Source organism: Rhizobium sullae, from assembly GCF_900169785.1.
In the GTDB taxonomy this organism is placed as follows: Bacteria; Pseudomonadota; Alphaproteobacteria; order Rhizobiales; family Rhizobiaceae; genus Rhizobium; species Rhizobium sullae.
In genome coordinates, this window is sequence record NZ_FWER01000030.1 from 18240 (window position 1) to 44752 (window position 26513).

Below are 26513 nucleotides of genomic sequence, written 5' to 3' on the forward strand. Positions count from 1 at the left end.
ATTTGCCTTAGCGTACGCTACCAACCGCGACGGCACGTCCGTCCTGCAGCTTCGTCCAGCGTGCGGGATCATCTGCGGACTGGCGCTTCAGAAAAGTGTATTCGGTGTCCGCCCAGAGCATCACCTTGTTGCGCATGTTGTCGAGAATGAAGTCGCCGTGGTCGGTGCGGACCGTCAGAACGGCATGGCCCTCGCCGTTCGGCTGCATGACGACCGTTATCAGCGCATCGGATGGAGAGATGCCGGCATCGATCAGCATCTTGCGCTTCAGTAGCACGAAATCCTCGCAATCACCGACAGTGCGCGGGTAGGCCCAGCGTTCTTCCACGCCGAAGATTTCCTTGTCGGTCATCGGCTGGATCTGCGAGTTGACCTCGTAGTTGATCTTAAGAATGGTCTTCCAACGCTCCTGGGTCAGGATCGCGGGGCCGGCGTCGCCACCGTCATAAGCGCATTCACTCGCGTTTACCTTGCAGAATTCGTAGTGGCCGATCGGCGGGCTTGCGTTGCCTGCAAGGGTCATATTGGCAGGCGCCGCTTGTCCCGAGCCCGTCATTGCCATCATCAGGATACCGGCCAGAAACGTGCCTTTGAGTGCATTGAACATTGTCTTTGTCGTCCCCGTTTTGTGAGGATGACAATGACAGGGACGTTTTTATCCTGCGCAAAATTTCGCAGTAAAATTAATAGCTTAGTTGATTCAAAAGCACGTAAAACCTAATTAAAAACAAAATCAAATACGCATAAAACTCGATGCAGTTTCGAATAAAATTTTACATATCGGCACAAGATTTACTGATGCTGCAAGCGCTGCGTTTCCGTGATAAAGTTAACGGCAGAGACCGATCGCCGTAAATTCTGTCTCCAGCCGCCAGGCACCCGCGCGCGGCGCGACACACCGAGCGGCACACCAGAACAGCGAGCGAGGCTTATTTTTCGCAGCGGCGCCCAAGAATTATTTTCGGAAAATTTCGCGAAATTCGTCGGTTGCGCCAACGATGGCGGAGGAGATTGTCGCGTTTGACATCGAGTGGGCGGCGTTCTCAATCACGACAAGGCGGCTGCCGGGCCATGCTTCGGCGAGCTCCCAAGCAGTTGTCAGCGGGGCTTCCAGGTCGAGGCGGCCTTGGATCAGGATGCCGGGTATCCCGGCCAGCCGCCCAGCGTTGCGGAGCAGGAAACCATCTTCAAGCCATGCGCCGTTATAGAAGTAGTGCGTGACGATCCGCGCACGGGCGAGCAGATAGTCGGGATCGTGCCAGCGGCGGGGAAATCCATCCGGATCGGCCAGAAGGATCGATGCAGCCTCCCAGCCGTGCCAATCGCGTGCCGCCTTCATGCGGGCTTCCTGATCAGACGCATTCAGCAATTGGTGAAAGGCCGAAAGCGTATCGAGATGGCGGAGGTTTGGCGGTATGGCTTCGCGCAGCCACCGCCATTCCTCGGGAAAGAAGCGTGCCATGCCATGGCAGAGCCAGTCGATTTCGGTGCGGCGGGTGGTCGTTACTCCAGCGATCGCCATGGCTCGTACGCGATCGGGATGGCTCTCAGCATAGGCGAGGGCCAGCGTCGAGCCCCAGGAGTTCGCGAATATCACCCAGCCGTCGACATCGAGGTAAAGCCGAAGCCGCTCTATGTCGTCGACCAAATGCCACGTGGTGTTTGCCGCAAGGTCCGTGCCGAACTCGGCGGCACTCGGCAGGCTGCGGCCGCAATTGCGTTGGTCGAAGAGCACGATGCGATAGGCTGAAGGATCGAAGTAGCGTCGTGCGGTCGTCGAGCAGCCTGAGCCGGGACCGCCATGGAGAACCAGTGCAGGCTGGCCGGCAGGATTGCCGCAGCATTCCCAGTAGATCCGGTTGCCAGCTCCGGCCTCCAGGAATCCTGTGTCATAGGGCTCGAGTTCGGGATAACGCGATGACATGCAAAGACCGCCTGTTTCGGGCTGCCTTCATCAGTCATAGCCGTAACACTGAAATGACAAAGGCCGCTTAGAGGAATTCTCGCAGCGTCTCACGGGACTGCAGCGAGAGGAACTCTAGCGCAACGCCCTCGCTGAAATGTCGAACGACGCGGCCGCGCATGTTGCCGAGGCGAACCGGCGTGCCGATCGCGGGGCGCACCTCCATGTCGACCGCAGCACCCGACAACGACAGGTCCATGATGCGGCAGGTGTAGCGCGTGCCGTCCTCAAGCGTCAGCTCGGTCTTCGTTTCACGCGGGGTCAGACGATCATGACGCCGGTCTTCCGGCAGGCCGAGCTCATGCTTGTTGGCAAGCCAGGTGAGTTGCGCGGCGAGCTTCTCCCGCTTACGCTCGGTGGCGTTGATCGACATCGTGAAGCCGCGCGCATCCACGGTCAGAACGTGACCTTCGACGCGCCCGAGATGATCGATATACGCGACGACGCGCTCATTGGCACGCGGGCGGCCGGCACAGGTGACATACATGTCGCCCGGCGACATATCGATCACCGTACATTCGTATTCCTCGTAATTCGCAAGCATGAGGCGGCCCTGCATATTGATGGGCACACGCTGGAAGACACCCTGCTCAGGGCGCGGCACTGTTGTCCGTGGCGTCTGGGCTTGCTGGAATGAGTGCATGAAAGCGCTTCTTCATAAAATGTTATACCGCAATCATTACCCGCAATCCCTTAACAGAAGGTTGTCCTGAAGGGGTCAAATACAGCCTGAAGCATAGGATAAGGCTGTGCCGGAATGAGACGGTCAGCGCGGCGCGCCGGAAAACAATGAAGACATCATGCGGCCGAGGACAACACCGAAGCCATCCCGACGTTCGGCGGCGGCTGTGAATGGCCAGTTGCTCCCACCGCCGTTCTGCCCGGGTTTGTCGCGGAGCAGGCGGCTGCGGTCGAGTGCCAGGAAATCGAGCGGCACGATTTCCAGCCAGCTTGCCGCGACGGATGGCGCAATGGCGCCGAAAAGCCGCGCGCGGCAGCCGTTCTCGCAGCGCAGCGGCATGACGATGATCTCGAAGGTTGCCTGATGGCCTGCCGTGCTGTAGCCGGTGGCATTGAGCAGCGTCGGGATGACATGATGCATCGCGCCCAGAAGCGTTGCCTCGATGTCATAGGCATGGCCGTCGCCGAAGAGTTCGGCAAAGCTCTCGTCGCGCAAATCGCGGCCGAAGAGATCGCAGATGCGCGTGCCGGCAAGCCGGAAGGTGACGGCGCCCAGGTCGTCGTTCTTTTCGAGAATGAAAAGGCTCGGCAGAAGGTGGCCAAGGGCCGACGGTTCGATCTGTGATTTCAGCGGCGCGTCGCAGGCACCGCGCAGGCGGTTCCAGTAATCGTAAATATCGATGATCGTCTGATGACGCACGGCGCACCAACCTGTTTCATTTCGGTTCAAATTCAAGCCCGAACGGCTCTTCTGATCCTTACCATGCGGATTTCATGCCAACCGCAGGCAGTTAAGGTTAAGGAACGGTTTCAATTGCCGCCGATCACATGCCGTGCAACTGTTGTGTATCGCTTCGGAAACGAAGTTCAGCACGTTCACTGATCGGGCGCGGGGTCATTCTCGGGGGACGCTCGGCAAGCCGTCCGGCTCGTCCGGGCGGCTTTTTTTTTGATCCTCGCTCCTGTAAGGCTGGGGCCTCAATCCGGCGAGGACGCATATGGACGATCACAGGACGGAGCCGGAAACGGCTGAGGAAATTCCAGTTGAAAAGACCCGGACGCCGGTTTTTAATTTGCCTGGCATCCTGCTGGTGACGCTCTGTCTGCTCGGTGCGATCTATGCGGTCCAGTCGTTCATCCTCTCCGCAAACGCAGTCGAATGGCTTTTCATCACCTTCGGCTTCATCCCGGTGCGCTACGTGATTCCTTTCTCCGAACAGGGACTGCAATGGCTCTGGTCGCCGGTGACCTATTCGCTGCTGCACGGCAGCGTGGAGCATATACTCTTCAACGGGCTGTGGCTGATGGCTTTCGGCGCGCCGGTCGTACGACGCATCGGTGGCTCGCGCTATGTCATCTTCTGGGTTCTCGCGTCGATCGCCTCCGCAGCGCTTCATGTAGGATTGAACTGGGGCGATCCGACCTTGCTTATCGGCGCTTCCGGCGTGGTTTCCGGGCTGATGGGAGCCGCCTGCCGCTTTGCGTTTCCGCCAGAACGAAGAGTGCCGCGTCCGGCGCACCTCAATCCGCGGCTGTCGGTGATCGAATCCTTCCGCAGCCGCACGGTTATCGTGTTCACGCTCTTCTGGATGATCGGCAACGGACTGATCGCGGTCGGCATTCCGCTGATCGGCGACCCCAACCAGCCGATCGCCTGGGACGCCCATATCGGCGGTTTCATTTTCGGATTCTTTCTCTTCCCGTTCTTCGACAGGAATATTCCGGCAGAGCCTGAGGTTTCAGAAGAACCGGATATATTGCAATCTTGAGCTTTGGAGTGCACCATCCGAAGTGATCCGCGTTGGGACGAACAGCCCTTCGCAGGTGCCTCGGTTCAGTTAAGTGTTTCACTTTCGATATGGGAGGTTTCGAATGTCCAACACCGTAAAAGCCATCCTCGACCTGAAGGGCCGCAACGTCGTCACGGCCGGGCCGAACACGACCGCCGGCGAAGCGGCCAAAGTGCTCAGCAGCCGCAAGATCGGCGCAGTCGTCATCGTCGGCGTGGAGGGCCGTATTGCCGGGATCTTTACCGAGCGCGACCTCGTCAACGCCGTTGCGAAGTTTGGCAAGGACTGCCTCGATCAGCCGGTTGTCTCGCTGATGACATCCAGGGTCTTCCGCTGCCACGAAGACACGACCGTCAACGAGTTGATGGAACTGATGACCAGCCGACGCTTCCGCCACCTACCGGTTGAAACCAATGGAAAGCTCGTCGGAATCGTTTCGATCGGCGACGTTGTGAAGACGCGCATCGCGGAAGTCGAGCGCGAAGCAGAAGAAATCAAGGCCTATATCGCGGGCTGAGGTGTTCGCCGGCCGTCACACCTGGCTGGCGAATGCTTCCTGCATCCGCCGGAGTTCGGGAAGCCGCGCCTTGGCTTCCTCGTATCCGCGATCGATCGCTTCGCCGGCCCGATGGAACTCCGAGAGGCCGATGTCGCTGAGACGCGGATGCAGCGAAATGTCCGGCGGATCGCCGGCAAGGCGCGCCCGCGAAATCCTGTCCTGGATGATATTGAAGGCCTGCACCATCACGCCGGTCATTCCGAGGCGCGCGTAAGGTGCTTCCTCCTGCTTCTGCACTTCCTGAAGCGTCAGGCTCGCATTATGCTTGACGACTGCGGACCGGCCGAAGAGGTCGTAGTTCAAATTGACGGCCACGACGAGCTGCTGTTCGTAGCTGCGGCAGACCGAAACCGGCACCGGATTGACCAGCGCGCCGTCGACCAGGGTGCGACTGTTGCTGCGAACCGGTTCGAAGATGCCGGGCAAGGCATAGGATGCGCGCAGCGCCGTAATCAGCGAGCCGCTGGAAATCCAGACTTCGTGGCCGGTGTTCACCTCCGCAGCGACTGCCACGAAAGGACGGTCGAGGTCTTCGACGTTCAGACCTTCGAGATGCTCCTGCATGCGTTTCGTCAGACGCATGCCGCCGAAAAGTCCGCTGCCGCCGATCGTAAGGTCAAGTAGGCTTGCGATGCGCCGCATCGTCAGTGAACGGGCGAAGGCCTCCAGTTCGTCCAGTTTGCCGGCAAGGTAGCAGCCGCCGACCAGCGCACCGATTGAGGTTCCGGCGATCATGCCGACTTCGATGTTCGCCTCGTCCAGTGCCCGCAGCACCCCTATATGTGCCCAGCCGCGCGCAGCACCGCCGCCAAGCGCCAGCGCAATCTTTGCTCTCTTAGGGGGAAGGGCGGACGTCAGAGGAGCTGTCATATCTGGAACTGTCGAGGCACCGGAACCTGAATCACCTGCTTCAGAGCTCTGACGATGCAAACTCCAGTTCAGCATGGCGTGCCTCCTCCAGGCATAAAATATTGCGGTTTATTATAGTGTCTCCGTTCCTTTCCAAATCGTATACGGCAGCGCTTCCTGTCTCAATAACGAGCAGACAACTGATACGTGCGCTACTTTCCGTAGACGTCTTTCGGGTCGAAATGCCTCTCGTCATCAACGATATCGAGCATTGGTTTCCCGTCGCGAAGCGTCACTGTACGGTAGAAGCAGGAACGGCGACCAGTATGGCACGTCGCGTCGTGCCCGGCGACCTCTACTTTTAGCCAGATTGCATCCTGATCGCAGTCGGTGCGGATTTCCTTCACGGTCTGAACGTTGCCGGATGTCTCGCCCTTCATCCAGAGCTTGCCGCGCGACCGGCTGAAATAATGAGCCTTGCCCGTCTGAATCGTCAGCGCCAGCGCCTGCGCGTTCATATGCGCAACCATCAGGATCTCGCCATCGTGCACATCGGTGACGATCGCGGTGATCAGGCCTCGATCGTCGAAGCGGGGCGTGAAATCGCCGGCATCTTCCAGCTCGGATTTGTCGTCGGACGGCGCATTGAATGCAAACGGCATCATTCGGCTCTCTTAGTGGAGCCGTATTAGCGGCTCCGCACCATGGTCATGAATCGCACCTGTTCGGCAGGCTCGGCTTTGAAGGTCCCGGTAAAGGTTGTCGTCAATGTGGTGGAACCCTGCTTTTGTACACCGCGCATCGCCATGCACATATGTTCGGCTTCGAGCATGACCGCAACGCCGCGCGGAGCAAGCGTATCGTCGATCGCCTTGGCAATCTGCGCGGTCATGGTTTCCTGTGTCTGCAAACGGCGGCCGTAGATCTCGACGACGCGGGCGATCTTCGAAAGCCCTAGGACCTTTCCGTCGGGTATATAGGCGACATGCGCCTTGCCGATGATCGGGACCATGTGATGTTCGCAGTGCGAGTAGAACGGAATGTCCTTCACGAGAACCATATCGTCGTAGCCGGCAACCTCTTCGAAGGTGCGGCCTAGAACGTCTTCCGCGTCCATGTCGTAGCCGGCGAAAAGTTCGCGATAGGCTTTGGCAACACGGTTAGGCGTGTCGATCAATCCTTCGCGCGACGGATCGTCACCAGCCCAGCGAAGCAGAACGCGAATTGCGTCTTCCGCTTCCTTCTGGCTGGGGCGTTCGGAGTCACGGTTGTTGTGCGGAAAATTCTTTACGATGGCGTCCATACTGCTCAAGTCTCCTGGTCCGCGAGTGTGCAGACCGTCTTTCGGACTCGCCACTGGTATCCCCTGTCAGGAATGTTGCACCTTTGGCAGGCTCCGGGGCTTTCGGGGCGGCTCATAGCCCGTCCGGCACGGTTTCCCAATCAAACTTACCCGAGGCCATTGCATTTTCATGGCCTTCGAACGACATACATATAGGAAGACGGCGTCTTCATGTAAGTATGCTAGCACGACACGGTGTGTTTTTTGTTTATGATACAATGACCGCCGATATGGGCCGATCCGCGGCAATCTGGAGCGGAATTCATCATGGACGACATCTATAACAGCAAAATCCTCGAATTTGCAGGCAATATTCCGCTGACAGGCAGCCTTGCCGATGCCGACGCAAGCGCCCAGGCGCATTCGAAACTCTGCGGCTCCAAGGTGCGGATCTGGCTGAAGATGGATGGCGATACCGTCACGGCTTTTGCCCATGACGTCAAGGCGTGCGCGCTCGGCCAGGCATCGTCCTCGATCATGGCCCGCCACGTGATCGGCGCAACGGCTGGCGAACTTCGCAAGGCCCGTGAAGACATGCTCGCGATGCTGAAGGCGGACGGAGAAGGTCCGGAAGGCCGATTCGAGGACATGCGCTACCTGCGGCCGGTCAAGGACTACAAGGCTCGCCACGCATCCACCATGCTGACTTTCGACGCTGTCGTCGATGCGGTTGGGCAGATCGAAGCGAAGCGCGCGGAAATGGCGGAGGCGTGAGCGGCGTAAGCGATGTGCGAATTCTGCTCGACAAGCCATGATAAGGACGAAGGCGGCGCGGCAGCTTCGCAAAGAAAGCCTTTGCGGTTTTCCCGAAACTATACCGGCCCTTTCCGCAAGACCCCCGATCGCCTGCTCGGCATGGGATTGATCCGGCTTTATCAGCTGACCTTGTCCGGCTTCATCGGCAATTCATGCCGGCATATTCCGACATGCTCCGAATATGGCTACGAGGCGATCGCACGCCACGGCCTCTGGGCCGGCGGCTGGATGACCGTCTTCCGCGTCGGGCGCTGCGGGCCGGGCGGAACGAGCGGTCTTGATCCCGTACCTGAAAGGCTGGAGCAGCGCCTTCATTGGTGGACGCCGTGGCGCTATTTCGCGCTCGGACGGAAAATGGGCTGACGGCACGCCGATGCCACATAAGATCGCCTATGTCGCGCTCCTTCACAGCATTGTGCTCGCGCCCGGACGCCGGGTGGTGATGTCCGATCTTCGCGACATGGCGGCGGCTCTCGGCTACCGCAACCCGCGCACGCTGGTTTCGACCGGCAATATCGTCTTTGAAGCAGACAATGCACCACTCGGCGACATCGAGGCGAAGCTTGAAACTGCCTTCAAATCGAAGTTCGGCAAGCCCGTCGATATCATCGTCCGCAAGGGTGAGGACTGGTCGAGGCTGGCGAACTCCAATCCATTTCCGGATGGCGATGGCAGCCAAGTGATCGTCCGCGTCATGCGCAAGCCGCTCGAACGGCCCGCTCTCGACGCGCTTCAGAAGTACGTCGAGGCCAACCAGCGTTTGGCGCTTGCCGATGGCGATCTCTGGATCGATTTCGCCGGCAAACCCAGCGAATGGAAGCTGCTGTCGGCGCTCACCACCAAGCGCATGGGCGCCGGCACGCTGCGCAATTGGAACACGGTGCGTGGCCTTGCCGAAATGATCGGCTGAACAGGGTCTGCCTTTACTCAAAGGCCAAATCTCGGTATCAGGCGGCAGCGCGTTCGTGCGGACGAAGCGCTTCATTGCAACCACCCGCATTCGTTGGCGGGACTGGACAAGGAGAATATCGATATGTCCCAATCCGTTTCCCTGACTTTCCCCGATGGCAATCAACGCAACTTCGACACCGGCACGACCGGCCGCGACGTTGCCGAATCCATTTCCAAGTCGCTTGCCAAGAAGGCCGTCGCCATTGCGATCGATGGCACCGTGCGCGACCTTTCCGATCCCGTGACGACGGGCAAGATCGAGATCATCACCCGTAACGACGCGCGCGCGCTGGAACTCATCCGCCACGACGCAGCACACGTCATGGCGGAAGCCGTGCAGGAGCTTTGGCCCGGTACGCAGGTGACGATCGGCCCGGTGATCGAGAACGGCTTCTACTACGACTTCGCCAAGAACGAACCCTTCACGCTGGACGATCTGCCGAAGATCGAAAAGAAGATGAAGGAGATCATCGCCCGCAACGCGCCCTTCACCAAGCAGGTCTGGTCGCGCGAGAAGGCGAAGGAAGTGTTTGCCGCCAAGGGCGAGCAGTACAAGGTCGAACTCGTCGATGCGATTCCGGAAGGCCAGGATCTGAAGATCTACTATCAGGGCGACTGGTTCGACCTTTGCCGCGGCCCGCACATGGCATCGACCGGTCAGATCGGCTCGGCTTTCAAGCTGTTGAAGGTTGCAGGCGCCTATTGGCGCGGTGACAGCAACAATCCGATGCTCTCCCGTATCTACGGCACGGCCTTTGCCGAGCAGTCCGAACTCGACAACTACCTTCACATGCTTGCTGAAGCCGAGAAGCGCGACCATCGCCGCCTCGGCCGTGAAATGGACCTGTTCCATTTCCAGGAAGAGGGCCCGGGCGTCGTTTTCTGGCATGGCAAGGGCTGGCGCATCTTCCAGGCGCTGGTGGCCTATATGCGCCGGCGTCTGGCCGCTGACTATCAGGAAGTCAACGCGCCGCAGGTTCTCGATACCTCGCTCTGGGAGACCTCTGGGCACTGGGGTTGGTACCAGGAGAACATGTTCGCGGTGAAATCGGCGCATTCGCTGACGCATCCAGATGACAAGGAAGCCGACACCCGCATCTTCGCCCTGAAGCCGATGAACTGCCCGGGTCATGTGCTGATCTTCAAGCATGGCCTGAAGTCCTATCGCGAACTGCCGATCCGTCTTGCGGAATTCGGCACGGTGCATCGCTACGAACCGTCCGGTGCGCTGCACGGCCTCATGCGCGTGCGCGGCTTCACGCAGGACGACGCGCACATCTTCTGCACCGACGAGCAGATGGCCGCTGAGTGCCTGAAGATCAACGACCTGATCCTCTCGGTCTACAAGGATTTTGGCTTCGACGAGATCACCATCAAACTCTCCACGCGCCCGGACAAGCGCGTCGGTTCGGATGAACTCTGGGATCGCGCCGAGAGCGTCATGATGGACGTGCTCACCACGATCCAGCAGCAGTCGAACGACATCAAGACCGGCATTCTGCCGGGTGAGGGCGCGTTCTACGGCCCGAAGTTCGAATATACACTGAAGGACGCGATCGGCCGCGAATGGCAGTGCGGCACGACGCAGGTCGACTTCAACCTGCCGGAACGCTTCGGGGCCTTCTATATCGACAGCAATTCGGAGAAGACGCAGCCGGTGATGATCCACCGCGCCATCTGCGGTTCTATGGAACGCTTCCTCGGCATCCTGATCGAGAATTTCGCGGGCCATCTGCCGCTCTGGGTTTCGCCACTGCAGGTCGTGGTCGCAACGATCACCTCGGAAGCGGACGGCTATGGCGCGGAAGTTGCCGAAGCGCTACGTGAGGCAGGGCTCAACGTCGAGGCCGACTTCCGTAACGAGAAGATCAACTACAAGATCCGCGAACATTCCGTTACGAAAGTTCCCGTGATCATCGTCTGCGGCAGGAAGGAAGCCGAAGAGCGCACCGTCAACATCCGCCGCCTCGGCAGCCAGGAGCAGACCTCGATGCCGCTTGCCGAGGCGATCGAGAGCCTTGCTTGGGAAGCGACGCCGCCGGATATCCGCCGCAAGATCGAAGCCAAGAAGGCGATAGCTGCCTGATTTCTGTCAGACGGCTGTCATCGCTTTGAAATATAGCCGTCCGGTCTTTTACGAGAGGCTGGGCGGCTTTGCGATTCAAACAGCTATCTTATGCGAGCGAAAGCGATCCGCGTCTCAAGCGCTGGCTGATCCGCTCGATCGAGGGGCTCTCCGGGCGCGACCGTTACGTGCGGCTCTACGCTATCTGGCGCAGCGATATCGTTCCAACGCGCGAGCGCGTCTTCGGCAAACTGCTCGATCTCCTTGACGTGCGCCTTGACATCAATGGCGCGTGGCCGCCGGAAACGGCCGCAGACCGGCCGCTCGTCATCGTCGCCAACCATCCGTTCGGTATTGGAGACGGCATTGCCGTGCTGGCTCTTGCCGAACAGCTTGGACGACCATTTCGCGTTCTCATACACAACGAATTGCTCAAGGTTCCGGAAATGGCGGCCTATTCGCTTCCGATATCCTTCGATGAGACGAAAGAGGCCATCGCCCTCAACATGGAGACGCGCCGGGCGGCGGTCCGGCTTCTGAAGGAGGGCGTTGCCGTCATCATCTTCCCAGGCGGCGGCGTCGCCACCGCAAAAAACGGCTTCGGCCGAGCCGAAGATCTGCCCTGGAAGATGTTTCCTGCCAAGCTCGTCCAGGCGGCCGGTGCCAGCGTTCTGCCAATCTATTTCGAAGGCCAGAACGGGCGGCTCTTTCATATCGTCAGCCGCTTCTCGCCGACGCTCCGCCTCTCACTGCTGATCCGCGAATTCCGCCGGCTATCGGGCAAGACGATTGTCGCGCGCGCGGGCCAGGTACTGCCTTATGAAAAACTGCGAAGGAACGACCGCAAGGATCTGCTGGCAGCGCTTTACGATGCGGTCTTTTCGTTGGATTTCGGCACCAAACGAAAGCGCGTCTGAATTCAATCGGCGTCGGCGCCTGCCGTGCCGTTGCCCGGCAGCAGTTGCTCGTAGGAAGGCAACGGCGCCGGTGCGGAATTCTGCTGCTCGCCGGCGGCTGATGGCTGCGGTTCCTGCTGCAGCGTCGTCGCGGCGCTTGCCGGCTCCTGCGGCTGCTCGTTCTTCATCAGCACTTCGACATCGGTATTCTTGCCGGCCTCGACCTTGAAGTCGCGTTGATAGATCTTGTCCTTGTTGCGCGCGACGGCGGAATATTCGCCTTCGGCCAGAACCATCGTCGGAAAAGCGCTGACGCTTTCGCCGACGCTGTCGCCCGCGGCCGTCAGGATCGACCAGGCCGTATCGGCGATCGCTTCACCGCCGGCTTCGGAAACCAGCTTGAAGGTGATCTGCGCCGCGCGGTGCTGGATGGTCGCTTCCGTGAGCCCTCCGGCTTCCACCTGTATATCGGCGCGGATGACGGCGTTGACATCGCCATATTCGGAAACGATGTGATAGGTGCCGGCATTCAGCCTGACGACGGTGTTCGGCGAGACGTCTGCCGTCACCAATCCGCGTTCGCCGTCATCACGGACTTCCGACGAGTAGATGGAGAAGCGCAGCTGATCCGGGCGGATGCGAACGTCGGAGCCGGAAATCGCGTTGAGCAGCAGACCGCCCGCATCGAGCACCATCACTTGCTTGTCAAGCTTGCCGCTGTCGGGAACATTCACCTTGCGTGTGACGCCGGCGCGGCCGAAGGAGACGTTCACCAGATAGTCGCCCGGCGCCAGCTGGAAAGCCGCCGACCCGCCGCGCGCGCTCGCCACCAGCGGCAGCTTGCCGTCGCCCCCGGCGATCGGGCTGAACACGTACCAGGAGAGGCCGTCTTCCAGCGGCTCGCCGTCGGCCGTCAGCTTCGCCTCGATCTCGACCTCCTGCAACGCGACTCCTTGAGGCGCGCTGCCGGGGGCGATGAACGCGTTGAGCTTCGGCATTTTTGCCGTCGTATCGAGCTGCTTAAACTCCTTGAACGCGTCCTGCGCGCCTGCGCCGAAAGGCAGCGAAGCCGCCAGAACAAGTGCAAAGGCCATACGCGCAAAAGGCAAAATGCCGAGCATGTCTTTCCTGAACAGATTGACTTCTGAAATCACAGAGGCCACTTCAAGACCAACGCGATGGCAAATTCAAGACCCATCCCTACCGCTGTCATGAAAATGAAAGTTTCCCCCGCATGAAATCCGATATCAAGTTGATCGATTACCTCGCCGTGCGCCGTTCCATCCCTGCCTTCCAGATGTGCGAACCCGGACCGGAGAAGGCGGAGATCGAGGAAATCCTCCGTCTGGCATCTCGCGTTCCCGACCACGGCAAGCTCGCGCCCTGGCGCTTCATTGTCTATCGCGGTGAAGAGCGTGTTCGCATCGGCAAAGAGCTTCTGAAGCTCGCACTCGAAGCCAAGCCCGATCTTTCCGAGGAAATGATAGAGGTCGAGCGCACGCGCTTGACGCGCGCGCCGGTCGTCGTTGCCGTGGTCAGCAAGGCCGGTCCGCATCTCAAGATCCCGGAATGGGAACAAATCATGTCGGCCGGTGCCGTTTGCCTCAACATCATCTTCTCGGCGAATGCCCATGGCTGGGTCGCAAACTGGCTGACCGAATGGTTCGCTTACGACGACCGTGCCTATCCGCTGCTTGGGGTCCAGCCCGGCGAAAAGGTTGCCGGCTTCATCCATATCGGCTCGACAGAGTTTCCCGCGGTCGAACGCCCCCGCCCGGAACTCACCGAGACGGTCACCTGGGTCGGCGGGGAAGATTGATGTTCTATCCGACCGACAGCAATATGCACGGCCTCTCGCACGATCCGTTCAAGGCGATCATCACGCCGCGGCCGATCGGCTGGATCGGCACGAAGGGCAGGGACGGCTCGCTGAACCTTGGGCCCTATTCCTTCTTCAACGCCGTTTCCGACCGGCCGAAGCTGGTGATGTTTTCCTCCAGCGGCCGTAAGCACAGCCAGCGCAACGCTGCTGAAACCGGGGTCTTCACCTGCAATTTCGTAAGCCGCAATCTTGTCGAGCAGATGAACCTCTCGTCGGCAACCATGCCTTACGGCGTCAACGAATTCGAACTAGCGGGACTTACGGCAAAGCAGGGCGAGCTTGTCGATGCGCCCTATGTAGCCGAAGCCTTCGCCGTGCTCGAATGCAAGGTGACCGAGCTGATCGAACCCAAGACCCTTTCCGGCGAACCTTCGGAGAGCGTCATGGTTTTCGGTGAAGTTGTCGGCATCCATATCGATGAATCGATCATCCGCGAGGGACGCCTGGACATGTCGATCGCCCGGCCTGTCGCGCGCATGGGGTATATGGATTACAGCGAAGGCAGCGACGTCTTCGAGCTGCTGCGCCCGCAAGTGCCGAACGATCTGATCGCGGCGGGCAAGGGTTAATGAATATGGTGAACCAATCATAAACCATTTGCCGATAGCCTCATTCCAAAGGTAGAGCGCGAAGGAATCGCGTTCGAAGGTTGGGGCGTAATGTGATCGTAGAAGCTTTTCTGCGCTGGGTTGAGACTGCCAAGGCTGGAGACAGGGCCCGCGCCGCAAGCGCACTCGGCCGGGCCTATCTGCAATCCGAAATGCTTCCCGAGGAGCGCCGGGCCGCCGAAATGGCAATGACCTTCCTGCTCGACGATCCGTCGCCGGGCGTGCGCTTGGCGCTGGCGGAGGTGATCGCCTGGTCGAGCGACGCGCCCCGCGGTATCATTCTTGCCTTGGCCGAAGACCAGCCGGAGATCGCCTGCCACGCCGTGACGTGCTCTCCGCTGCTCTCAGACGCCGATCTGGTCGATCTCGCAGCCCGCGGCGGCAGTGTGACTCGCATCCTGATCGCCGCACGTGCTTCGATATCCCGCGCCGTTTCAGCCGCTCTGGCGGAAGTCGGTGATGAAGAGGACATCCTCTGCCTTCTCGAAAACGAGGGTGCCACGATTGCTCCAGCATCCCTGAAGCGCATTGCGGAACGGCTGGGCGACTGCTGCGATATCCGCAATCTGCTGCTTGATCGCGCCGATCTTCCAGCCGATGCCCGTCAACTGCTGACGCAGCATGTCAGCAATGCCTTGGTCGCCCTACCGCTGGCGCGGGCGGTTATCGGTCTCAATCGTTTGCAGCGCATCAGCCGCGAGGCGACTCAGGCGGCTGTCGTATCGCTCGCCGGCGACATCCAGCCGCGCGAGATCGCCGATCTCGTCGAGCACCTGCGTCTTACTGGTCATCTGACGCCGTGCTTTCTCATGCATGCCCTCTGCTGCGGCAAGGTGGATTTCTTCGCGGGCGCCATCGTCAATCTTACCGGCTGCACCGAAAAGCGCGTTCGCTCGATCCTCGCTACCGGCCGCATGCATGCGGTACGTGCCCTCTACGAGGCGGCCGGGCTCAACCGCGAGATCAGCACAGTGTTCGTCGAAGCGACGCTTCTCTGGCGCGAAGCGTCCAAAAAGACCGGAGGCACCATGCTTGCCAATGTGTGCGGCAGGTTGCTCGAACGCTTCCGTCACCACGACGGCACCCATAACGCCGTCGGCGAGCTGCTCGATCTGGTCGAGAAGCTTCATATAACCGAGCAACGCCAATCGGCGCGCAGCTACGCTTCGCTGACGGCGCTCGCCGCCGCCTAGTCTTAATTCTTGAAACGCTGAACGGCCCAGGAATAGCCATCCGAAACAAAGTGTACCGGCTTCTCCAGCGTATGCTTGACGCTTTCGCCGGTGGGCAGGCGTGTGCGCACTCGGTCGGCAAAGCGGAGAGCGAAAGCGCGGATGCCGGTCTTTTCGATGTCCTGAACCGTCGGCACCGGGGCAGGGGTGGCGTTGGCAATTTTGGGCGGCTCCGCCGCGACAGCGGGCTTCGGTGCTTCGCAAACAGCGATCACGGTCGGGTAGTTGGCATTGGCAAAGGATTTGAGCCGCTTTTCCGACTCGGCGTCGCACATCGCCACCGTTTCCCAGCGCTTATCGATCGTTGCGACATAATTACATTGCGTGACCGAGTCATTGCAGCCGAGGATGGTCATGGCGACGAAGACCGCTTGCATAATCGAACCCTTTGATTATTGAAATTCCTTGCCTTAGACGAGGCAATTCCAACCGAAAGATGGCGGCCACATTAACCTTTTGTCATGCGCCGCCGCCGCAGAACCTGAGAACACCATGTCTGTCACCGTCGCTCTTGAATCGCCGCGCCAACCGGAAATCATCCGCCTTCTCGACCTTTCGGATGCCTATGCGCAGTCGCTCTATCCTGCCGAAAGCAATCACCTCGTCGGTCTCTCGACCCTGGAGAAGCCTGCCGTAAGTTTCTTCGTTGCGCGGAATGCAGGAGCAATCGTCGGCTGTGCGGCACTCGTGGAGGCAGGTGACGGCACGGCGGAGATCAAGCGCATGTTCGTCGATCTGGAGGCGAGGGGATTGAAAGTCGCAAGCCGCCTGATGGACCGGCTCGAGGAACGCGCCCGGGAACTCGGCCTCGATGCGCTCCGGCTCGAGACCGGCATCTACCAGCCGGAGGCGATCGGCCTTTACCGCAAATACGGCTATGCCGACATCGAGCCCTTCGGCTCTTACCTGCCGGACCCGCTCAGCCTCTTCATGGAGAAGCGGCTGAAATGATCAGCCGTCTGCAGCGCGCTGCACCGGCGGTGCGTGCTCGTCGATCATGACCTCGGGGCCAAGGCCTGCGGTCTGGTCGCTGGTCTTCACTTCATGCATCCATTCGCGCCAGATCGCGACGAGCAGCGCCATCAGGACCGGGCCGATGAAGAGGCCGAGGAAGCCCATGGTCTTCACGCCGCCAACGAGCCCGAAGAAAGTCGGCAGGAAGGGAAGCTTGATCGGGCCGCCAACGAGCTTCGGACGCAGCGTCTTGTCAACGATGAAGAGCTCGACCGTGCCCCAGGTGAAGAGCGCAACGCCGGCAACATGCGATCCGCTGGCAACGAGATAGATCGAGACCAAGGTGAAAGAGAGCGGCGCGCCGCCCGGGATCAGGGCCATGATGCCGGTGAGGACGCCAAGTGTCACGGGCGAGGGGACGCCTGCGATCCAGTAGGCGACGCCGAGCACGATACCTTCGCCGATCGCGATCAGCGTCATACCCATGACGGTCGAGCTGATTGTTGCCGGAACGACGCGCGAAATCCGCTCCCAGCGATTAGGCAGGATGCGCTCGCCGAGCATGTCGATCTGACGCGAGAAGGACGCGCCGTCGCGATAGACGAAGAACAGCGCGATCAGCATGAAGAGCAGCGTCAGAAGCAGGTGGAACGACGCACCGCCGGCTGCGAGAACCGCGCGGTAGATATTGCCGATATTGGCGCCGCTGACGGCCTGGATGACCTCGCCCACGGAGCCGGGGCTGCCGATATATTTCACCCACAGATCGTCGAGATAGGGCCCTGCAAAGGGCAAAGCGAGGATCCACTGCGGCGTCGGCGCGCCTTGCCGGTTGGCGTGAATGATCCAGGCGACCCATTCGCGCACCTCACCTGTCGTATAGGTGATCGCAAGTCCGATCGGAATAACGAGGAAAGTGACGATCAGAAGGATCGCGATCGTGGCAGCGATTGTCGTATTGCCGCCGACGCGCGCGAGAAGCCTGCGATAGAGCGGCCAGCTCGCGAAACCGATGACGAGTGCGGCCAGCACCGGAACGACGAAACCGTAGAAGAAATAGACGCCTGCCGCGACGATGAGGATCAGCAGCCAGCGGGCAGCAGAAATCGAGGGAATGAGCGGCGTACGTGTAGACGCGGACGGCCCAAGCCACCGCGGCTCGCCAGGCAGTTTCTTGTTGTTCGAGAGGCTCACGTCGCTTTTTATTCCTTCTTCTCAATCACGGATATGCGCCATACGAAGCCCGGACGCAAGCTTATCGATCGTCTAAGGGCCGGCCTCGTCCAATCGAAAGGTGCGCCAAGCCGTCAGGTAGCGACATATCTTAAACCTCTATACGGAATGTGACGGAATTTCCTCTGAACCTTGATAGCCGGTGAAAATGGCAGCAGGTTGGGCATCAGGATTCATAAGGATCGTTCGAACGATGACGACATTTTCAGCAGAAGTATCATGGCAGCGCGGCGAGGGCAGTTTCACGGACGGCAAGTACAGCCGCGGCCATGTGTGGAATTTCGACGGCGGCCTTTCGGTGCCTGCCTCGGCATCGCCGCACAACGTGCCGCTTCCATACGCGGTCGCCGAGAACGTCGATCCCGAGGAGGCTTATGTTGCGGCGCTCTCAAGCTGCCATATGCTGTTTTATCTGTGGCTCGCCTCCAAGAAGGGCATGGTCGTCGACAGCTATGTCGATGCGGCGACCGGGATCATGGAGAAGATCGACGGAAAAATGCTCGTCAGCCGCGTCGAGCTGAAGCCGGCGGTGGTCTATGCTGGCGAAGCGCCGAGCCGCGAGATGGAAAAAAAGCTCCATCACGAGGCCCATGATCTCTGCTTCCTCGCCAACTCGGTGAAGACGAAGATCGACGTCCGTCTCGACTAGAGTTCAAATATCGAGGTTTTCGGCAAAGGCGGCACGCTCCTGAATGAAGCGGAAGCGCGCGTCCGGTTTCGTGCCCATCAGGTCGTCCACCGCCGTGCGCGTTCCCTCGAAATCAACCTCGTCTATCACCACGCGCAGCAGAGTCCGCTTGCTGGGGTCCATGGTGGTTTCCTTGAGCTGCGCCGGAAGCATTTCGCCGAGACCTTTGAAGCGGCTGACCTCGATCTTCCCCTTGCCCCTGAATTCCGTTTCCATGAGCTCCTGCCTGTGGGCGTCGTCGCGCGCGTAGGCGGACTTGGCACCCTGGGTGATCTTATAGAGCGGCGGCACGGCCAGGAACAGGTGGCCGCCGCGCACAAGCTCGGGCATCTCCTGGTAGAAGAAGGTGATCAGCAACGACGCGATGTGAGCGCCGTCGACGTCGGCATCAGTCATCACGACGATGCGCTCGTAACGCAGGTCTTCCTCTCGATATTTGGAACGTGTGCCGCAGCCGAGCGCCTGTACGAGATCCGCCAATTGCTGGTTGGCGCCGAGCTTTTCGCGGCCGGCGCTCGCTACGTTCAGGATCTTGCCGCGCAGAGGCAGGATCGCCTGATTGGCGCGGTTGCGCGCCTGCTTGGCGGAGCCGCCTGCCGAGTCGCCTTCGACGATGAAGAGTTCGGCACCCTGTGCCGTGTTCTGTGAGCAATCGGCCAGTTTGCCGGGCAGGCGCAATTTGCGCACTGCCGTCTTGCGGTTGACTTCCTTTTCCTTGCGGCGGCGCAGACGCTCTTCGGCGCGCTCGATGACCCAGTCGAGTAACTTTTCGGCCTCATTGGGATTGTCCGCCAGATAGTGATCGAAGGGATCGCGAAGCGCGTTTTCGACGATGCGCTGCGCCTCGACGGTCGCGAGCCTGTCCTTGGTCTGGCCGACGAATTCCGGCTCGCGGATAAAAACGGAGAGCATGCCGACTGCCGAAATCATCACGTCATCCGTGGTGATCTGCGCGGCGCGCTTGTTCTGCGTCAGGTCGGCATAGGCCTTCAGGCCCTTGGTCAACGCGATGCGCAGACCCGCTTCATGCGTGCCGCCCTCCGGCGTCGGAATGGTGTTGCAGTAGGAATGGATCTGCTGGTCGCCGCCGTACCAGGTGATGGCCCATTCGAGCGAGCCGTGGCCGCTCGCCTTCTCCGTCTTGCCGGCGAAGATTTCGCGGGTGACGGTGAATTCCTTGCCCATCGTAGCCTGCAGGTAGTCCTTCAGGCCGCCGGGGAAGTGGAAGACTGCCTTGTCCGGGATTTCGGAGCCTTCCGGCAGGACGCCTTCGTCGCAGCTCCAGCGGATTTCGACGCCGCCAAAAAGATAAGCCTTCGACCGCGCCATGCGGAAGACGCGCCCGGCATCGAACTTCGCATGGTCGCCGAAAATCTGCGGATCGGGATGGAAGCGCACGCGGGTGCCGCGGCGGTTATGCACATCGCCGAGCTCCTCGAGGCCACCTTGTGGCAGACCGCGCGAAAAGCGCTGACGGTAAAGCTTGCGGTTGCGCGCTACTTCGACCTCGAGATCGTCGGACAGCGCGTTGACGACCGAAACCCCGACGCCGTGCAGGCCGCCGGAGGTCTCGTACGCCTTGCCGTCGAACTTGCCGCCGGCATGAAGCTTGGTCATGATGACTTCGAGCGTCGATTTGCCGGGAACCTGTGGATGGTTCTCGACCGGGATGCCGCGGCCATTATCGCTGACCGTCAGGTAGCCCTGGATATCGAGATGCACCTCGATGAAGTTCGCATGGCCGGCGACCGCCTCGTCCATTGAGTTGTCGATGACTTCGGCAAAGAGATGGTGCAGCGCCTTTTCGTCCGTGCCGCCGATATACATGCCGGGGCGCATGCGCACCGGTTCCAGCCCCTCCAGAACGCGGATGGAGGATGCGCCGTAGTCGTCCGAGCCCGCAGTGGACGGGGCAGGGCGCGGAGCAGACGCCGCAGGCCTTTCGGGGGGCGCGGCGGGCTTTGCAGCCGCCTCCTGCTTGGGCGTCAGGGGTATTCCGGAGAAGAGGTCGTTGCTGTCATCCATGGAGTCGTTCAGATCTTCAATCCTGTTTTGGGCTGGAACCTCCGAGTGAGGACACGACCCAAAATCACCGCGTTTGATGTCACGTTAGCGAATCAGGCAGATTCTGCCAGAAAGCGCCTCGTTACGCGACGCCGCCCGATTTGGCGGAATTCTGTGGAATTGGTTTGCGTTGCCGGGCCCGGAATGGCAAGCGGCCTGATGTGTTAGGAAACCGCCCGCATGAGAATGTCCACAAGTCATTGCACGATTATCGCCGCAATTGCGGCCTTTTTCCTGTCCGCCGATATCGGCACCGCTGCAGCCGATGCTTTACCGCCCTACAAGGACGAACTTTTCTCTAGACAGAACGTGCTGCAGACCGCCGACGGCGGCGCCTTCGAAGCCATCGAATACGACGAGATGCGCGACATCAACGGCCGCGACCAGATCCCCGAAAAGCGCGCGCAGCAGAAATACGTGTCGCTCGGCGTGCGCAAGCAGCAGCAGGACGAAACATTGTCACTCAATGGCCGCAGGGTGGATGTCACCAGGGTGGGACCGGGAGATAATGCGGCGTTCACCGCCATCTTCATCCACGGGCGTGGCGGTGACCGTCGGCTCGGCGCCAACGACTACAGCTTCGGCGGTAATTTCAATCGCCTCAAGAACCTCGCGGTAGCCAATGGCGGCGTCTATTATTCACCGACCGTGCGCACGTTCGACGGCGAAGGCGTAGCAGACATCGCCGAACTGATCCGTTATGCGAGCGAGAAATCCGGCCACCGCCCGGTGATCCTTTCGTGCGCCTCCATGGGCAGCCAGATTTGCTGGGGCATTGCGCGCGACCCAGGCAGCGTCAAACGGCTGAAAGGCATGATCGTCCTGAGCGGCGTCACGGATCCGGATTTCGCAAGGAGCGCGTTCTATAAGGCGAGGCTACCGCTTTGGTTCGTCCATGGCAGCCGCGATCCGGTCTATGCGGCTGCCGGCCAGCAGGCGTTCTTCAAAAGGCTTCATGAGACGAAATACCCTGCCCATTTCACGCTCTTTCAAAACGGCAACCACGGCACGCCGATCCGGATGATCGATTGGCGAAGAGTTTTGAACTGGTTCCTCGCCTCTTAGGCAAAGCGTCGGGCAGATTTTACGCATTTTGCGCGTCAAATCTTCTTATTTCCCTTACGTAAGCGGCGGATCGCTTTCCTTTCCGTGATGCTTTTGCTAAGGCGCAGGCTTACGAGAAAAGTTGGAAGGCTGGCATGACACCTGACGTGCGCCCGCTCGTGGCGGGAAACTGGAAAATGAACGGCACGCGCGCCTCTCTCGATCAGATCAAGGCGATTGCGGAAGGCGTGAATTCGCCGCTCGCCAAGAACGTCGAGGCGCTCATCTGCCCGCCCGCGACGCTGCTCTATGTCGCGACCGCGCTTTGCACCGACAGCCCGCTCGCGATCGGCGCGCAGGATTGCCATCAAAACCCGTCGGGCGCTCATACCGGCGATATCTCAGCCGAGATGATCGCCGATTGCTTCGGAACCTACGTGATCGTTGGCCATTCCGAGCGCCGGAAGGACCACGCCGAGACCGACCATCTCGTCCGCGCCAAGGCCGAGGCTGCCTTTGCCGCCGATCTCACCGCCATCATCTGCATCGGCGAGACGGCCGACCAGCGCAAGGCAGGGCAGACGCTCGACATTCTCAAGCGGCAGCTTTCGGCCTCTGTACCGGATAGCGCGACACCCGAAAACACCGTGATTGCCTACGAACCCGTCTGGGCGATCGGCACCGGCCTCACGCCGACAGTGCGGGACGTCGAGAAGGCGCACGCCTTCATGCGTTCGGAACTTGTCGCCCGCTTCGGCGCGAATGGCAGTAAAATCCGCATCCTCTATGGCGGCTCCGTCAAGCCCGGCAATGCCGGGGAACTGATGGGCGTTACCAATGTCGACGGCGCGTTGATTGGCGGCGCGAGCTTGAAAGCATCCGATTTCCTCGCCATCTACGGCGCATACGAAGCGCTGCTCGCGTGATGACGTGTATATTCTGGGCCTAAGGGCTTGGAATAGCGGATCACCTCATGTAAACAGCGCCAGATTTTATTCGATGCCCGCCGCATGCGGGCAGGACTGGACCCATGCAGACAGTATTGATTGTCATTCACCTCATGATCGTGCTGGCGCTTGTCGGCGTCGTGCTCATCCAGCGTTCGGAAGGCGGCGGCCTCGGCATCGGCGGCGGCTCCGGCTTCATGTCGGCGCGCGGCACGGCTAATGCGCTGACACGTACCACCGCCATCCTTGCCGCGCTGTTCTTCGTCACTTCGCTCGGCCTCGGCATCCTGACACGTTATCAGGGCAGCCCGACCGACATTCTCGACCGCATCCCGGCAACGAGCGGGCAGGGCAACGGCATTCTCGATTCGCTTGGCGGCGGCACTCCGCAGCAGCCCGCGAACCAGCCTGCCGGCAATGGCGTTCCGAATGGCGGCACAGCAGCTCCCGCTGGACAGGCACCGGCAGCCAACGCACCTGCAACGCAGACCGCGCCGGCGGCACCGGCTGCTCCGGCCCAACCGGGCGGCGTCCCGACCGGGCAGTAAGCCGGTCGACGAAATAAACCGCCGGCAGGCCCCAGGGTCTGCCGGTTTTCTTTTGTTCAGATTCCATGCCGGCGCCAAAAGTTCTGGAAAAGAATTTTTGGGCTGGTGGAATCGTTTTTGAAAAGGTATCCGGTGACTCCCATGGCGCGATACGTATTCATCACTGGCGGCGTGGTTTCCTCTCTCGGTAAAGGAATTGCGGCTGCGGCTCTCGGAGCGTTGTTGCAGGCCCGTGGTTATCGGGTGCGGCTTCGCAAACTCGACCCCTATTTGAACGTGGATCCGGGCACCATGAGCCCGACCCAGCACGGCGAAGTCTTCGTCACCGACGACGGCGCGGAAACCGACCTCGATCTTGGCCACTACGAGCGCTTCACCGGGCGTTCGGCAACCAAGACCGACAACATCACCACCGGCCGCATCTACAAGAACATCATCGACAAGGAACGCCGCGGCGACTATCTCGGCGCCACCGTCCAGGTCATTCCGCACGTCACCAACGAGATCAAGGATTTCGTAGTCGAGGGAAATGACGATTACGATTTCGTCATCTGCGAGATCGGCGGCACGGTCGGCGATATCGAGGCGATGCCCTTCATGGAAGCGATCCGCCAGCTCGGCAACGACCTGCCGCGCGGCACCGCGATCTACGTCCACCTGACGCTGATGCCCTACATTCCGGCCGCCGGCGAGCTGAAGACCAAGCCGACGCAGCATTCCGTCAAGGAACTGCAGGCGCTCGGCATTCATCCCGATATCCTGCTGGTGCGCGCCGACCGCGAAATTCCGGAAGCCGAGCGCCGCAAGCTCTCGCTCTTCTGCAACGTCCGTCCGTCCGCCGTCATCCAGGCGCTCGACGTCGCCAACATCTATGACGTGCCGATGGCCTATCACAAAGAGGGCCTCGACGGAGAAGTGCTTGCCGCCTTCGGCATCGAGCCGGCGCCGAAGCCGCGCCTTGAGCCGTGGGAAGAGGTCTGCAATCGCATCCGCACGCCGGAAGGCGAAGTCACGATCGCGATCGTCGGCAAGTACACCGGCCTTAAGGACGCCTACAAGTCGCTGATCGAAGCGCTGCATCACGGCGGCATCGCCAACCGCGTCAAAGTCAATCTCGAATGGATCGAGTCGGAGATATTCGAAAAGGAAGATCCCGCGCCGTACCTCGAAAAGGTCCACGGCATTCTCGTTCCTGGCGGCTTCGGCGAACGCGGTTCGGAAGGCAAGATTCATGCGGCCCGGTTTGCCCGCGAGCGCAAGGTGCCGTATTTCGGCATCTGCTTCGGCATGCAGATGGCGGTCATCGAAGCAGCACGCAATCTCGCTGACGTCGAGAATGCCTCCTCCACAGAATTCGGCCCTACCAAGGAACCGGTCGTCGGCCTGATGACAGAGTGGATCAAGGGCAATGCGCTGGAGAAGCGTACAGCAGCCGGCGACCTCGGCGGCACCATGCGCCTCGGCGCCTACAAGGCGGCGCTGAAGAAAGGCACGAAGATCTCCGAAATCTACGGATCGACCGATATTTCCGAGCGCCATCGCCACCGCTACGAAGTCAACGTGGATTACAAGGACCGCCTGGAAAACTGCGGCCTCGTCTTCTCCGGCATGTCGCCGGACGGCGTGCTTCCGGAAACGATCGAGTATCCGGATCATCCGTGGTTCATCGGTGTCCAGTATCACCCGGAACTGAAGTCCCGGCCGCTCGACCCGCATCCGCTCTTTGCAAGCTTCATTGAAGCCGCCACCGAGCAGAGCCGGTTGGTCTGAGCAACAAAAGGCCGCTTCGCGACATTTGCGGGAGCGGCCTTTAAAACAGGTGCCCCTCTGCTATCTTGCGCCGCACGAGCGCAAACCGCAGCATTACCGTCTCCCGCATCATCCACGCGCCGCCGTGTGCGATATATGCTGCCTTCCTCGATCCGGAAGCGGTTGCCACCTGGCTTCCACCTGGTGATATGCGCGGCATCGTCCATGAATTCGAGGGCAGGGAAGGCGGTGCCTTCAACATGTCGCTGGTCTATCCGGATGACGAGACGGAGATGAGCGGCAAGACCTCGGAAAAGACCGATACCTTCCGCGGACGGACCGCCAAGCTCATTCCGGATGCCCTCGTCGTCTGGAAGACGGTGTTCGATTCACCGGATCCGACCTTCGCCGGAGAGATGACCGTCCGCACCCATCTCGTCCCTGCGGCGGGTGGCACCCAAGTCACGATGGTAACCGAGGATATTCCGGAAGGAATTCGCCTGGAGGATAACGAAACCGGCTGCCTTCAGACGCTGGAGCAACTTGCCGCCTATGTCCGCGGCTGGGCCGGAAAAGCCCGGCCCGGCGGCAGGCGTGAACCTACCCCGGAACCCCTGTTCATGCAGCGAGCGGCAAGAGCCCGACATAGACCGATTTCGGCCTGATCAATCGGCCTTCGAGCAACTGTTCGCGCGCATGCGCAATCCAGCCGACGGTGCGGCCGATCGCAAAGACGCCGGTGAAGGCCTCGCGCGGGAAGCCGAGCGATTCCAGAAGCAGCGCCGTATAGAATTCGACATTGACGTCCAGCGGGCGATCCGGCTTGCGTTCCTTGAGGATGGCGAGCGCCGCCTTTTCGATCGCCTCCGCCAGCGCTATCCGTTTCCGGTCGACCTGGCCGGTTGCAACAAGCGGCTTCAGCGCATTTTTCAAGGCGTCGGCACGCGGGTCGCGGACGCGATAGATGCGATGGCCGAAACCCATCAGCCGCTCGCCGCGATCAAGGGCAGCGGCGAGCCATGTTTTCGCATGGTTCTCCGTTTCGATCGCATCCAGCATATCGAGGACCGGTCCCGGCGCGCCGCCATGCAACGGTCCCTTGAGTGCGCTGAGCGCCGCAAGCACCGAAGAGGTGAGGCCGGCATGCGTCGAGGCGATTACGCGCGAGGCGAAGGTCGAGGCGTTCAACCCGTGATCGGAAATCGTCACCAGATAGCCGTCCAGCGCAGCCGTCTGTTCGGCGCTCGGCATCCTGCCCGTCATCATGTGCAGAATGTCCGCGGCTTGCGAAACCGAGGCGTCCGGCGGAACGGGCTTCTCTTCGCGTTGCATGCGCAACACCGCCGGCAGGAACACCGCGGGTGCAGCGAGGAGCCTCAATACCGTTTCGAAATCCTCGCCGTCTGGCAAACGAGCAATCAGCGCCCGCATCGCATCGACCGGCGGCAGCTTCAAAAGCGCTTCATCCATGGCCCGGACATGCGTGAAAACTTCCGTACGCATACGGCCGAGGCGGGTTTTCAATTCGCCGGCGGCAGCGGGGACCTCCAGCAGGTCATCGAGCAACAGGGCTGCCGTATCCTCATAGGTCGCGCGCTCCACGAGGCGATCCAGCGACACCCCACGAATAATCAGGCGGCCGAGTTCTCCATCCACATCCGATAATCGGGTTTCTGCGGCAATGACGTCTTCAAGTCCGTTCTTCATGGGTG

Annotated in this window: 28 protein-coding genes and 1 pseudogene; 17 read left to right on the plus strand and 12 right to left on the minus strand. The window is 60.5% G+C overall.

Annotated elements, in window-relative coordinates; all coding sequences use genetic code 11:
- Positions 1 to 7: 7 nt before the first annotated feature.
- The 4 genes from BN1800_RS23610 to BN1800_RS23625 all read right to left on the minus strand — a co-directional run bounded on the left by BN1800_RS23610 (position 8) and on the right by BN1800_RS23625 (position 3344).
- The gene (locus BN1800_RS23610; protein ID WP_087001400.1) at positions 8 to 607 is read right to left on the minus strand and encodes a transglutaminase-like cysteine peptidase; all 600 of its coding nucleotides are present in this window, start codon (positions 605 to 607) and stop codon (positions 8 to 10) included.
- A 348-nt stretch (positions 608 to 955) separates the two neighbouring features.
- Entirely contained in the window at positions 956 to 1924 is a 969-nt protein-coding gene (gene pip, locus BN1800_RS23615) for a prolyl aminopeptidase (protein ID WP_027513174.1), read from the minus strand.
- Positions 1925 to 1991: 67 nt separating this feature from the next.
- On the minus strand, positions 1992 to 2606 hold the full coding sequence (locus BN1800_RS23620) for a PilZ domain-containing protein (RefSeq protein WP_027513173.1): 615 nt from the start codon (positions 2604 to 2606) through the stop codon (positions 1992 to 1994).
- 123 nt (positions 2607 to 2729) lie between these two features.
- Complete coding sequence (locus tag BN1800_RS23625) at positions 2730 to 3344, minus strand: PAS domain-containing protein (protein ID WP_087001401.1); 615 nt, start codon at positions 3342 to 3344, stop codon at positions 2730 to 2732.
- A 298-nt stretch (positions 3345 to 3642) separates the two neighbouring features.
- Between BN1800_RS23625 and BN1800_RS23630 the strand changes: the two genes are divergently transcribed.
- Positions 3643 to 4413, plus strand: coding sequence for a rhomboid family intramembrane serine protease (locus tag BN1800_RS23630; RefSeq protein WP_087001402.1), 771 nt, complete (start codon positions 3643 to 3645; stop codon positions 4411 to 4413).
- Between the two features lie 103 nt (positions 4414 to 4516).
- The gene (locus BN1800_RS23635; RefSeq protein ID WP_087001403.1) at positions 4517 to 4951 is read left to right on the plus strand and encodes a CBS domain-containing protein; all 435 of its coding nucleotides are present in this window, start codon (positions 4517 to 4519) and stop codon (positions 4949 to 4951) included.
- 15 nt (positions 4952 to 4966) lie between these two features.
- Here BN1800_RS23635 and BN1800_RS23640 read toward each other — a convergent pair whose 3' ends face one another.
- The 3 genes from BN1800_RS23640 to folE form a co-directional block, all read right to left on the minus strand.
- Complete coding sequence (locus BN1800_RS23640; RefSeq protein ID WP_087001404.1) at positions 4967 to 5938, minus strand: patatin-like phospholipase family protein; 972 nt, start codon at positions 5936 to 5938, stop codon at positions 4967 to 4969.
- Positions 5939 to 6054: 116 nt separating this feature from the next.
- The gene (gene hisI, locus BN1800_RS23645; protein WP_027513168.1) at positions 6055 to 6507 is read right to left on the minus strand and encodes a phosphoribosyl-AMP cyclohydrolase; all 453 of its coding nucleotides are present in this window, start codon (positions 6505 to 6507) and stop codon (positions 6055 to 6057) included.
- Between the two features lie 23 nt (positions 6508 to 6530).
- Positions 6531 to 7145 carry a GTP cyclohydrolase I FolE gene (gene folE / locus BN1800_RS23650; protein ID WP_087001405.1) on the minus strand — a complete coding sequence of 205 codons (615 nt, stop codon included), beginning with the start codon at positions 7143 to 7145 and terminating at the stop codon, positions 6531 to 6533.
- A 306-nt stretch (positions 7146 to 7451) separates the two neighbouring features.
- Here folE and BN1800_RS23655 point away from each other — a divergent pair, with 306 nt between their 5' ends.
- From BN1800_RS23655 to BN1800_RS23675, 5 genes are all read left to right on the plus strand, one after another.
- Complete coding sequence (locus BN1800_RS23655; RefSeq protein WP_087001406.1) at positions 7452 to 7898, plus strand: iron-sulfur cluster assembly scaffold protein; 447 nt, start codon at positions 7452 to 7454, stop codon at positions 7896 to 7898.
- A 12-nt stretch (positions 7899 to 7910) separates the two neighbouring features.
- Positions 7911 to 8303, plus strand: coding sequence for a membrane protein insertion efficiency factor YidD (gene yidD, locus BN1800_RS23660; RefSeq protein WP_087001407.1), 393 nt, complete (start codon positions 7911 to 7913; stop codon positions 8301 to 8303).
- A 10-nt stretch (positions 8304 to 8313) separates the two neighbouring features.
- On the plus strand, positions 8314 to 8850 hold the full coding sequence (locus tag BN1800_RS23665) for a DUF1697 domain-containing protein (RefSeq protein ID WP_179213871.1): 537 nt from the start codon (positions 8314 to 8316) through the stop codon (positions 8848 to 8850).
- Between the two features lie 123 nt (positions 8851 to 8973).
- On the plus strand, positions 8974 to 10977 hold the full coding sequence (thrS, locus tag BN1800_RS23670) for a threonine--tRNA ligase (RefSeq protein ID WP_087001408.1): 2004 nt from the start codon (positions 8974 to 8976) through the stop codon (positions 10975 to 10977).
- 68 nt (positions 10978 to 11045) lie between these two features.
- Complete coding sequence (locus tag BN1800_RS23675; protein WP_087001409.1) at positions 11046 to 11873, plus strand: lysophospholipid acyltransferase family protein; 828 nt, start codon at positions 11046 to 11048, stop codon at positions 11871 to 11873.
- Positions 11874 to 11875: 2 nt separating this feature from the next.
- Here BN1800_RS23675 and BN1800_RS23680 read toward each other — a convergent pair whose 3' ends face one another.
- Positions 11876 to 12973, minus strand: coding sequence for a hypothetical protein (locus BN1800_RS23680; protein WP_087001457.1), 1098 nt, complete (start codon positions 12971 to 12973; stop codon positions 11876 to 11878).
- Positions 12974 to 13086: 113 nt separating this feature from the next.
- Between BN1800_RS23680 and BN1800_RS23685 the strand changes: the two genes are divergently transcribed.
- The 3 genes from BN1800_RS23685 (at position 13087) to BN1800_RS23695 (ending at position 15535) form a co-directional block, all read left to right on the plus strand.
- Positions 13087 to 13671 (plus strand): nitroreductase family protein, encoded by a 585-nt coding sequence (locus BN1800_RS23685; protein ID WP_087001410.1) that lies wholly within the window; start codon positions 13087 to 13089, stop codon positions 13669 to 13671.
- A complete protein-coding gene (locus tag BN1800_RS23690; protein ID WP_087001411.1) occupies positions 13671 to 14303 on the plus strand; it encodes a flavin reductase family protein in 633 nt (210 codons plus the stop codon). The genes BN1800_RS23685 and BN1800_RS23690 overlap by 1 nt, the downstream gene beginning before the upstream one ends.
- A gap of 92 nt (positions 14304 to 14395) precedes the next feature.
- Positions 14396 to 15535: a DUF2336 domain-containing protein gene (locus BN1800_RS23695; RefSeq protein ID WP_087001412.1), complete on the plus strand. Its 1140-nt coding sequence runs from the start codon at positions 14396 to 14398 to the stop codon at positions 15533 to 15535.
- Between the two features lie 2 nt (positions 15536 to 15537).
- On the opposite strand, the gene BN1800_RS23700 is transcribed toward BN1800_RS23695, so the two are convergent.
- On the minus strand, positions 15538 to 15951 hold the full coding sequence (locus BN1800_RS23700; protein WP_087001413.1) for a hypothetical protein: 414 nt from the start codon (positions 15949 to 15951) through the stop codon (positions 15538 to 15540).
- Between the two features lie 115 nt (positions 15952 to 16066).
- Here BN1800_RS23700 and BN1800_RS23705 point away from each other — a divergent pair, with 115 nt between their 5' ends.
- Positions 16067 to 16525 (plus strand): GNAT family N-acetyltransferase, encoded by a 459-nt coding sequence (locus BN1800_RS23705; RefSeq protein ID WP_027513156.1) that lies wholly within the window; start codon positions 16067 to 16069, stop codon positions 16523 to 16525.
- Here BN1800_RS23705 and BN1800_RS23710 read toward each other — a convergent pair whose 3' ends face one another.
- Positions 16526 to 17722, minus strand: coding sequence for an AI-2E family transporter (locus BN1800_RS23710; RefSeq protein WP_087001414.1), 1197 nt, complete (start codon positions 17720 to 17722; stop codon positions 16526 to 16528).
- A gap of 232 nt (positions 17723 to 17954) precedes the next feature.
- On the opposite strand from BN1800_RS23710, the gene BN1800_RS23715 reads away from it, so the two are divergent.
- Positions 17955 to 18410 carry an OsmC family protein gene (locus tag BN1800_RS23715; protein ID WP_087001415.1) on the plus strand — a complete coding sequence of 152 codons (456 nt, stop codon included), beginning with the start codon at positions 17955 to 17957 and terminating at the stop codon, positions 18408 to 18410.
- A gap of 3 nt (positions 18411 to 18413) precedes the next feature.
- Here BN1800_RS23715 and parE read toward each other — a convergent pair whose 3' ends face one another.
- The gene (parE, locus tag BN1800_RS23720; protein WP_087001416.1) at positions 18414 to 20474 is read right to left on the minus strand and encodes a DNA topoisomerase IV subunit B; all 2061 of its coding nucleotides are present in this window, start codon (positions 20472 to 20474) and stop codon (positions 18414 to 18416) included.
- Between the two features lie 219 nt (positions 20475 to 20693).
- On the opposite strand from parE, the gene BN1800_RS23725 reads away from it, so the two are divergent.
- The 5 genes and pseudogenes from BN1800_RS23725 to BN1800_RS23745 all read left to right on the plus strand — a co-directional run.
- On the plus strand, positions 20694 to 21578 hold the full coding sequence (locus BN1800_RS23725) for an alpha/beta fold hydrolase domain-containing protein (RefSeq protein ID WP_087001417.1): 885 nt from the start codon (positions 20694 to 20696) through the stop codon (positions 21576 to 21578).
- Positions 21579 to 21712: 134 nt separating this feature from the next.
- A complete protein-coding gene (tpiA, locus tag BN1800_RS23730) occupies positions 21713 to 22483 on the plus strand; it encodes a triose-phosphate isomerase (RefSeq protein ID WP_087001418.1) in 771 nt (256 codons plus the stop codon).
- A gap of 104 nt (positions 22484 to 22587) precedes the next feature.
- Complete coding sequence (gene secG, locus BN1800_RS23735) at positions 22588 to 23052, plus strand: preprotein translocase subunit SecG (RefSeq protein WP_027513150.1); 465 nt, start codon at positions 22588 to 22590, stop codon at positions 23050 to 23052.
- 141 nt (positions 23053 to 23193) lie between these two features.
- Positions 23194 to 24822: a CTP synthase gene (locus BN1800_RS23740; protein WP_027513149.1), complete on the plus strand. Its 1629-nt coding sequence runs from the start codon at positions 23194 to 23196 to the stop codon at positions 24820 to 24822.
- 65 nt (positions 24823 to 24887) lie between these two features.
- Positions 24888 to 25364 (plus strand): annotated as a pseudogene (locus BN1800_RS23745) (SRPBCC family protein); the annotation flags it as partial.
- 55 nt (positions 25365 to 25419) lie between these two features.
- On the opposite strand, the gene BN1800_RS23750 reads toward BN1800_RS23745, so the two are convergent.
- Entirely contained in the window at positions 25420 to 26508 is a 1089-nt protein-coding gene (locus BN1800_RS23750) for a citrate synthase/methylcitrate synthase (protein ID WP_087001420.1), read from the minus strand.
- Positions 26509 to 26513: the final 5 nt, after the last annotated feature.